Raw genomic sequence first — 7,690 nt, 5'->3', positions numbered from 1 at the left:
GCTGGCCGAACGGCTGGAGGTCCCCGCGCCCTCCGCCGTGGCGCTCACCCCGGACGGGTCAGGGGCGGTCGGAGCCCGCGTACGGGCCCGGCTGCGGGGCGCCGGACTGCGGCGGCACGGAGCCGTAGCGGGCCGGGCGGCGGCCGCGCGGGTAGCGGGTGAGGGTGTACCCCGCGACGCCCGCCAGGGCGGCCAGGACGCCGCCGGCCAGGGTCCAGAACCAGCGGCCGTTCCAGCCGGAGAACCAGCCGGTGTACCAGTGCTCCTCGGGCTCCTCCGGCGCGGCGGCCTTGGCGGTCGCGGCGCCGCCGCCGGCCGGCGGGACCAGCGGGGCCTTCAGCTCGCCGCCCTCGGGCTGGGCGTTGTCGGTGTCGCCCCTGGCCGCCACGTGCAGCTTCACCGAGGCGGCCAGACCGAGGTCGGGCTGCTCGGCGGAGGGCACCGAGAGCCGGACGTAGTAGGTGCCCGGCAGCGGGTCCCCGGACCACGGCTCGGCCCAGGAACGGACCTCGCGCAGGGTGCAGCTGAGCGTCAGCGAGCCGGTGGCCTGCTCGGCGGTCGCGTTCTGGGTGCCGTCGGTGCAGGACTGGCGGCGGCGCAGCCCGTCGAAGAGCTCGACGCTCCAGGTCTGCGGGCCGTGCCGGTCGGCCGACGGGGCCAGGGTGACCGTCAGGTCCACCTTGGCGGTCTGGCCCTCGGCGGCGCCGAACGCCCAGTACAGGTAGTCGCCGGTGGAGACGGCGACGTTAGCGTCCTGCCCGGAGGCCAGGTTGACGGCGGTCAGGAAGGAGGCGCCGGCCTTGTTGGCCGGGGCCGGGGTGCCGCTCGCGCCCGGCGAGGGCGAGGCCGCCGAGGCGGCGGGGGCCGTGAGGGCGAGCGCCGGAAGCAGGGCCAGCGCGGCCACGGCGGTGCGGAGGAAGGTCGTACGCATGGTCAGTTCTCCTGCCAGACAGCGATCCGCCAGCGCGCGATCCAGCCGAACAGCAGGCCGGTCAGCAGGCCGGCCAGGGTGAGCACGAGCAGCAGGATCCAGCCGCGGCCCAGGCCCATCGCCGGGCCGTCCGGGGCGGGGGAGGCGGCGGTCAGGTCGACCGTCAGCTCCAGGGGCAGACCGGGGTCGGCGGCGACGCCGGCCTGCGGGGCCAGCGAGTTGGAGACCACCAGGCAGACGGTGGTCTCCGGCTTGCCGCTCGGCGAGGCCGAGGCGGTGGCGGTGGCGGTGGCGTACCCCTCGGAGTCGTCGGGCGACCAGCGCAGACCGGTGGAGATCACGTCGGTGCGGCCGCTGCCGGCGTCGGTGCCGCGCACCAGCTCCTGGCCGGTGGCGCTGGTGGCCTGCAGCAGGACGCCGTAGTCACGGGCCACCGCGCGGTCCAGCGCGACGCTGACCGAGGCGCGCAGCTCCTGGCCGGCCTTGACCGGGACGCGGTAGACGCGGTGCTCGGAGAACTTCTCGCGGTCGCTGTAGACGCCGGGGGTGAGGACCGGCGCGGACGCGCAGGTGTCGCCGCCCGCGGTCTTCACCGGGGCGACCGCGTAGGTGTCGTTGGAGCGGTCGACCAGCTGCTTCACCTTCTCGGTGAGCTGCTCCTGGGTGCGCACGTCGGTGTAGCTGCCGCCGGTGGCGTTGGCGATGCACTGCAGCTGTTGGCGGGTCTTGTCGTCGTGCGCCAGGCCGAGGGTGTCGACCACCAGGTGGATGCCCTGGGAGGCGAGCTCGCGGGCGACGTCGCACGGGTCGGGCGGGGTGCAGGTGTCCTCGCCGTCGGTGATCAGCACCACCCGGCGGGTGGTCTCGCCCTTGCCGAGGTCCTGGGCGGCGCCGCGCAGGGCCAGGCCGATCGGGGTGAAGCCGGTCGGCCGCAGGGTGGCGACGGCGGTCTTGGCCTCGGTCTTGTTGGTCTTCCCCACCGGGAAGAGCTGTTTGGTGTCCTGGCAGCCCTGGGCCTTGTCGTTGCCCGGGTAGTTGGCGCCCAGCGTGCGGATGCCGAACTCGGTCTCCGCCGGCAGGGCGTCGATGACGTCGTTCAGGGACTGCTGGGCCACCGCGATGCGGGTCTTGCCCTGGATGTCGGCCTCGCGCATGGAGCCGCTGACGTCCAGGACGAGGTCGACCCGGGGGGCCTCCCTGCCCGCGGCGCCCGCTGATGGTTCGTCGGCGTGGGCGGGCAGGCCGCTGAGCAGCGCCCCGCCCGCTATCGCCAGGGCGGCCAGCAGGCCGCCGAGCCTGGTTTTCGGTCGTCGTCCGGTATTCACGGCCCGATCCTAGGGATCATCAGTTCGCCGTGGCCAACGTGCGGCTGTGCGCGGACGGACCGGCTCCGGCGCGAACTCACGGGCGCCGGTGGGGGATCGGGGCGGCGGTGCGCCGGGGTGCGCGGGGTCGTGCGGCGGGAGGTCCGCGGACCCGGGCGGCCCGGGGCGCGCCGGGCGGGCGGCGCCGTCCGGGCGGGACCCCGCCGGCCCCGCCTGCCTGTCGCCCTGCCGGGCGGGCGAAGGGTCCACCGTCCACGAAGTGTCCGGTTCGCGGCGGAGATTTCTACGGTTCGTACAATGCGCGCGACGGGACTGTTCGTTTGCGACACTGGTGCTTTCGCGGGGTACTGTCCCATCTTTGTTCGGTTGGTCCCCGATGACACCCCCCCGGCGCGTCGAGCGACCGGCACCTAGGACACCCTCCCCCGCCTAGAAGGACCCTCGTCTTGGCCAGCAACACGCTCGGCACGCGCCTCGCCCGGCGCAAGCCCGTCTCCACCCTGATCGCCGAGAGCGAGGGCCGCGACAGCCTTCCCGCCGGTGCGCCCGAGGAGGGCGGACGCTCCGGCATCCACCTGCGCCGCTCGATCGGGCTCTGGCAGCTCTCCGCGATCGGCATCGGCGCCACCATCGGCACCGGCATCTTCTTCGTGCTCAACAGCGCGGTGCCCTCGGCCGGCCCGGCCGTCATCCTGTCCTTCGTGATCGCGGCGGTCACCGCCGGCCTCACCGCGCTGTGCTACGCGGAGATGGCCTCCGCCATCCCGGTCTCCGGGTCCTCCTACTCGTACGCGTACGCCACCCTCGGCGAGGGCGTCGCCTTCGCCGTCGGCATCTGCCTGCTCATGGAGTACGGGGTCTCGGCCTCCGCGATCGCGGTCAGCTGGGCGGAGTACCTCAACAAGTTCTTCGACCTGGCCTTCGGCTTCGAGATCCCCGAGGCGCTCTCGGGCGCTCCCGGCGAGGGGCACTGGTTCAACCTGCCGGCGCTGCTGCTGGTCGCCATGGTCTGCTTCCTGCTGATCCGCGGCGTCAGCGAGTCGGTCAAGGTGAACGCGGCGATGGTGGCCGTCAAGATCCTCATCCTGCTGCTCTTCATCGGTGTCGCGCTGACCGGCTTCCACTCCGGCAACCTGACCCCGTTCATGCCGCTGGGCATCGGCGGCGTCCAGGTCGCCGCCTCCAGCATCTTCTTCTCCTTCATCGGCCTGGACGCGGTGTCCACCGCCGGCGAGGAGGTCAGGAACCCCCGGCGCACCCTGCCGATGGCGATCATCATCTCGCTGGTCGTGGTCACCGTGCTCTACATCCTGGTGGCCCTCGCGGGCATCGGCGCCCAGCCCTGGGAGAAGTTCGACGGCCAGGAGGCCGGCCTCGCCCAGATCCTCCAGGACATCACCGGCCAGAGCTGGCCGGCCGTGCTCTTCGCGGTCGGCGCGATCGTCTCGATCTTCTCGATCACCCTGGTGGTCATCTACGGCCAGACCCGCATCCTGTACTCCATGGGCCGCGACGGCATGCTGCCCGGGCGCTTCGCGGAGCTCTCGCCGCGCACCGGCACCCCGGTCTGGAACACCGTCGTGGTCGGCCTCGGGGTGGGCGCGCTGGCCGCGTTCGTCCCGCTCCACGTGCTGGCCGACATCACGAGCCTGGGCACCCTGATCGCCTTCTCGGTGGTGGCGATCGGTGTGATCGTGCTGCGCCGCACCCAGCCCGACCTGCCGCGCGGCTTCAAGGTGCCGGGCTACCCCGTGGTCCCGCTGATCAGCGTCGGGTTCTGCGTCTACCTGATCACCGGCCTGCACGCGGACACCTTCCGGGCGGGAGCGATCGCCCTGGTCGTCGCGGTGGTCGTGTACTTCGGCTACAGCATCAGGCACTCCAGGCTGGAGTCCGGCGAGGGGGCGCGGGCCGGTTCCGGGACCGGGGCCGGCTGAGCGGGTGCCGCGTCACGGCCGGGGCCGTCCGGGGGCTTCCGCTCCCCGGCGGTCCCGTCCGTGTCCGGCGCCGGCGGATCCGCCGGGGCCCCCGGAGCGGGCGGCGCACCGGTCTCCGGTGAGGTGCCGCGAGCGGTGTCCGGTACGGCGGACACTCCCGCCGCCGACATGGCGACAGGGCACCACCCCCGGCCATAACCTTCCACCATGGTGAGCACCCGCACGCCCGGCTTCTCCCGCCCGCGCGGCCGCTTCACCGGCCGGAGCGAGACCCCGGGACCGCCTTCGCCGGCCGTTCCCCCCGTCGTCCCTCCGGCCGTTCCGTCGCCCGGCCGCCGCAGGCCGCGCGGCGGCCCGGTCCGCCGGCCGTTCCCCCGCCAGCGCGGCGGGAGCGGACCGCCGCCCCCGCCCGGCCGGCCCGATCCGGCCGGTCTCGCCGGCCACCGCGGCCTCCAGTTCCTCGGCTGTCTGGTCGCGGCCGGCTGGGCGGCCGGCTTCCCGCTGGTCTCCGACCTGCCCAACCAGCGGCTCTGGGGCACCCTGGCCGCCCCCGCCTACCTGCTCGCCGGACTGCTCTGCCTCGTCCTGCCGCGCCGGGCCGCCGCCCGCGCCGGGGCCGCGGCCGGGCTGCTGGGCGCCGTCCTGGTGCCGCTGGTGGTCCTCGTGCTGCAGGGCCGCCACCAGTCCGAGGTGATGGTGGTCGAGCGCTCCGCGCGCCTGCTCTTCACCACCGGCAGCCCCTATCTGCCGCACCCGGAGACGGTCACCGACTTCAACCCGTACCTGCCGGCGATGTCGCTGTTCGGGGTGCCCCACGCGCTGCTCGGCGACGGCAACGCGTTCGTCCGGCTGGCCGGGGACGCCCGGATCTGGTTCGCGGCGGCGTTCGTCGTCTGCCTGCTGGTGAGCTGGCGGCTGCTGCGGCCCACCCGGGACCGCGCGCCGCTGCTGCCGCTGGCCGTGCTCACCGCCTCGCCGCTGGTCGCGCTGGCCCTGGTCGGCGGCGGGGTGGACCTGCCGCTGATCGGGCTCTGCTGCCTGGCCATGGCGCTGGCCGAACGGGACCGGACGATAGCCGCCGGCCTGGTGCTGGCCCTGGCCGGGACACTGAAGTGGACGGTCTGGCCGGCGCTGCCGGTGGCCGTCCTGCTGCTCTGGCGGCTCTACGGGCGCCGGCCCGCGGCCCGGGCCGGGCTGACCGCGCTGGGGGCGGCGTCCGCCGTCGTGGTGCCGTACGCCCTGGCGCGGGCCGAGGAACTGCGCGAGCAGGTGGTGCGCTTCCCGCTGGGGCTGACCGCGATCCAGACGCCGGCCGGCAGCCCGCTGCCGGGCAAGGTGCTGGCCGGGTTCGGGCCCACCGGGCACACCGCGTCGCTGGTGCTGCTGACCGTCGGCGGCCTCGGGGTGACGGTCTGGCTGCTGGCCCGGCCGCCGGTCTCCGCGATCGCCGCCGCCGACCTGCTGGCCGGCGGGCTGGCGATCGCGTTCATGCTGGCGCCGGCCGGGCGGTTCGGCTACCTGGCGCTGCCCGCCGTGCTGGTGATCTGGCCGCGGCTGGCGGCCCGGCGGTGGAGCGCCCGGCCGCCCGTCCCGTCGGCCTGTCTGCTCAGCAAGGCCGAACCCGCCCTGCCGACGACGCGGTAGGGCGGGTCCGGTCGGGCGTCAGCGGTTGCCGGCGGCCTTGATGATCGCGGCGACGGCGGGACCGGCGGCGTCCACGCCGTGGCCGCCGCCCTCGACCTCGGCGGCGATCGCGAGGTTGCCCCGGTAGGCGGTGAACCAGCTGTTGGTGGTGGCGATGCCGGTCGCCTCGGCGGAGCCGGTCTTGGCGCCCGCGTTGTCGGAGATCCCGGCCATCACGTCCTTGGCCGTGCCGCCGGTGGCGGTGGCCGCCATCATCTGGCGCAGCTTGCCGGCGACGTCGGCGCTCATGTCGCGGGGGGCCTTCTGCTGCGGCAGCTCGGCGACCAGGACGGGCTGCTTGAAGGAGCCGCTCTGCACGGTGGCCGTGATCGAGGCGATGGCCAGCGGGTTCATCTGGACCTTGCCCTGGCCGATCGACTGCATGGCCTGCTCGTCCTTGTTGGTGCCGGCGTCGGGCACCACGGCGTCGAAGCTGGGCAGACCGGTCTGCCAGTTCAGGCCGATGCCGTACACGTCCTTGGCGGTGGTGGTCAGCGCGCCCGGCTTGAGGCTGGTCAGGCCCTGGTCGATGAAGGCGGTGTTGCAGGACTGCATGAAGTCCTGCTGCAGGGTGTTGTTCGGGAACGGGTCGGGGAACGAGTTCGGGATCTTCTTCGGGTTGCTGCTCAGCACCGGGCAGGGCACCGGGGTGTCCGGGTTGATCCCGGCCTCCAGCAGGGCGGTGGAGGTGAGGATCTTCAGCGTGGACCCGGGGGCGAGCTGCCCCTGGAAGGCCCGGTTCAGGCCGGTGACCGGAGCGTTGGCGAAGGCGAGCACCTGGCCGGTGCTCGGCTCGATCGCGACGATCGAGCCCTTCTTGCCGCCCAGGTCGGTCATCGCCTTCTCGGCGGCGGTCTGCAGGTTGGCGTCGATGGTCAGCTTGAACGGCTTCGGCGGCTTGGGGTCGACGATGGTGAACAACCGGTCGGGAGCGCTGTTCTGGTCGGCCGCGTTGGTGATCACCACGCCGGTGCCGTTGTCGTTCTGGTCCTTGTTCTGCTCGGCGAGCAGCTTGGCGACCTTGGCCTGCAGGGTGGGGACCAGCGGGGTGATCGAGGGGCTGTTCAGCGCCTTGTTGTTGCGGTCCACCACGTTGCCCGCCAGCGGCGGCAGCGGCTGGACGCCGATCGTCTCGCCCGGGGCCAGGTGGGGGTGGATCACCGACGGGGCCCAGTGCACGGCCGGGGTGTTGTCGCTCATCTTCACGACGCCCAGGAAGCCGTTGTAGTCCCAGACCCGGTTGGTGCCCTCGAACTCGGCGCGGGCCTTGAAGCCCATCAGCGTCCCGGTCGGGCCGGCGCCCGCGCCGCCCGACGGGGAGTCGGTGGGCCCGCCCGTCGGGGCACCGGGGGTGGCCGCGGCGGTCGCGCCCGGGGTCTTGGCGGCGGGGGCCGGGGTGCCGGTCGCCGAGGCGAAGGCCGCCGGGGTCGCCGGGCCGGCCGGGGACAGCGTGAGCGCGCTCGGCTTCACCTGGTCCCGGAACGCGGTCAGCGCGGTGGTCGCGGCCGCCGGGTCGTCGGTCAGCGAGGCGGCCTTGGCGAGGTCACCGGCCGCCCACGCCTCCAGGAAGTCCTTGGCACCCGCCGCGGCCTGCTCGGCGGTCGGAGGCTCGGCGACCACCGTGCGCTGCTTCTTGGCGGCCGGGGCGTCCCCGCCGTCCGAGCCGCCGACGAGGCTGTAGGCCCCGTAGCCGCCCGCCGCGAGCATGGCGACGGCCACGCCGGTGATGATGCCGGTCTTCGCGCCACTGCGCATGGTGTTGTGCCCCCAGGGATCAGGCGGTCGGGCCGCAGCCGGAGGTGGCCGGATGCGCG

5 protein-coding genes are annotated in these 7,690 nt (G+C 74.3%); 2 read left to right on the top strand and 3 right to left on the bottom strand.

Translation table 11 applies throughout. The features are described 5' to 3' along the window. Positions 1-58 precede the first annotated feature (58 nt). The gene (locus ACFCX4_RS15355) at positions 59-931 is read right to left on the bottom strand and encodes a peptidase (protein ID WP_376142510.1); all 873 of its coding nucleotides are present in this window, start codon (positions 929-931) and stop codon (positions 59-61) included. Positions 932-933: 2 nt separating this feature from the next. Next, positions 934-2,256: a VWA domain-containing protein gene (locus tag ACFCX4_RS15350; RefSeq protein WP_376142508.1), complete on the bottom strand. Its 1,323-nt coding sequence runs from the start codon at positions 2,254-2,256 to the stop codon at positions 934-936. 446 nt (positions 2,257-2,702) lie between these two features. On the opposite strand from ACFCX4_RS15350, the gene ACFCX4_RS15345 reads away from it, so the two are divergent. Both ACFCX4_RS15345 and ACFCX4_RS15340 read left to right on the top strand, forming a co-directional pair. After that, positions 2,703-4,193: an APC family permease gene (locus ACFCX4_RS15345; RefSeq protein ID WP_376142506.1), complete on the top strand. Its 1,491-nt coding sequence runs from the start codon at positions 2,703-2,705 to the stop codon at positions 4,191-4,193. A 207-nt stretch (positions 4,194-4,400) separates the two neighbouring features. Beyond that, positions 4,401-5,837 (top strand): glycosyltransferase 87 family protein, encoded by a 1,437-nt coding sequence (locus ACFCX4_RS15340; RefSeq protein ID WP_376142504.1) that lies wholly within the window; start codon positions 4,401-4,403, stop codon positions 5,835-5,837. Positions 5,838-5,855: 18 nt separating this feature from the next. Here the strand turns inward: ACFCX4_RS15340 and ACFCX4_RS15335 are convergent, their stop codons facing one another. Next, complete coding sequence (locus ACFCX4_RS15335; protein WP_376142502.1) at positions 5,856-7,631, bottom strand: penicillin-binding transpeptidase domain-containing protein; 1,776 nt, start codon at positions 7,629-7,631, stop codon at positions 5,856-5,858. Positions 7,632-7,690: the final 59 nt, after the last annotated feature.

This window comes from Kitasatospora sp. NPDC056327, assembly GCF_042261735.1.
Lineage (GTDB): Bacteria > Actinomycetota > Actinomycetes > Streptomycetales > Streptomycetaceae > Kitasatospora.
This window is presented reverse-complemented; position numbering and strand designations above follow the sequence as displayed.